Genomic DNA, 608 nt, shown 5'->3' on the forward strand with positions numbered 1-608 from the left:
GTGCGGGACGTTTCGTGGTGGGGTGGGGACGCTGTGCGTTCATGATTGTGTTACGGGTCCTTCCTCGGCGGGAACGTCTCAGCTGGCCAGAACGTTGTCGAGGGGTAGTTGCACACGTCTCGACGCTCGGAGGAGTTATATGGGCGAGCGCATCCTGCGGGGAAGCCGTCTCGGTGCAGTGTCCTACGAGACCGACCGCAGCACCGAGCTTGCCCCACGGCAGTCGGCGTCGTACGACTGCCCCAACGGCCACCAGTTCACGATGCCCTTCGCGGCGGAGGCGGAGGTGCCGTCGGTGTGGGAGTGCAAGGTCTGTGGTGGGGCGTCGGTGATCGTCGATGGTGAGCGGCCTGAGCCGAAGAAGTCGAAGCCGCCGCGGACGCACTGGGACATGTTGATGGAGCGCCGGACCACCGATGATCTGGAGGAGGTCCTGGCGGAGCGGTTGGCGGTGTTGCGCGGCACCGGTGAAGGGCGGCGTACCGCCTAGAGGGCTGTGCGTCCGCGGCTTTTCAGGTAGTCCGCGGTTTCAGGGTCGGGCACGGGTTTGTGCGTGCCCGACCCTTTGGCGTGCCTGGGGTGGGTCTGGTGGCTGCGGTGGGTGGCGG

1 protein-coding gene is annotated in these 608 nt (G+C 66.8%); it reads left to right on the plus strand.

What is annotated here, in order from left to right; genetic code table 11:
- The first annotated feature begins 139 nt into the window (after window positions 1-139).
- Complete coding sequence (locus NBZ83_RS32510; protein WP_009738606.1) at window positions 140-490, plus strand: RNA polymerase-binding protein RbpA; 351 nt, start codon at window positions 140-142, stop codon at window positions 488-490.
- The last annotated feature ends 118 nt before the right edge of the window (window positions 491-608 follow it).

The sequence above is a fragment of the Frankia gtarii genome (assembly GCF_025403375.1).
Classification (GTDB): Bacteria; Actinomycetota; Actinomycetes; order Frankiales; family Frankiaceae; genus Frankia; species Frankia gtarii.

Bases quoted from the DNA above. Each gene is read 5' to 3' on its own strand.
- NBZ83_RS32510 (WP_009738606.1), top strand. From the start codon at position 140: ATGGGCGAGCGCATCCTGCGGGGAAGCCGTCTCGGTGCAGTGTCCTAC.